This window comes from Zooshikella sp. RANM57, from assembly GCF_050749885.1.
Taxonomy (GTDB): domain Bacteria; phylum Pseudomonadota; class Gammaproteobacteria; order Pseudomonadales; family Zooshikellaceae; genus Zooshikella.
This window is the reverse complement of the sequence record NZ_JBOIUB010000096.1, coordinates 1-254: the sequence shown is the minus strand read 5'-3', so window position 1 is coordinate 254 and position 254 is coordinate 1. Positions and strand designations below refer to the sequence as shown.

Genomic DNA, 254 nt, shown 5'->3' with positions numbered 1-254 from the left:
TCCAAGGCGATCAGGGCGAATGGCCTTCCAGAGACAATTACCATCGATGGCAGTGCAGCAAACAAAGCAGCAGCTGAAGCGGTTTGTCAGGAACGCTATGTGACCATTGAGATACGTCAAACCAAGTCGGGTTGAGCAAGATCATCGGGGTATTAAGCGGATCACTCGATCTATGTTAGGTTTTAAATCATTCCGGAGTGCTCGGTCTACGCTGATCGGTATTGAGCTGGTTTATCAGTTAAGAAAAACGTCGC

1 pseudogene is annotated in these 254 nt (G+C 48.0%); it reads left to right on the top strand.

What is annotated here, in order from left to right:
- Positions 1 to 130 precede the first annotated feature (130 nt).
- Positions 131 to 254, top strand: a pseudogene (locus ACQ96U_RS27285) (DDE-type integrase/transposase/recombinase); the annotation flags it as partial.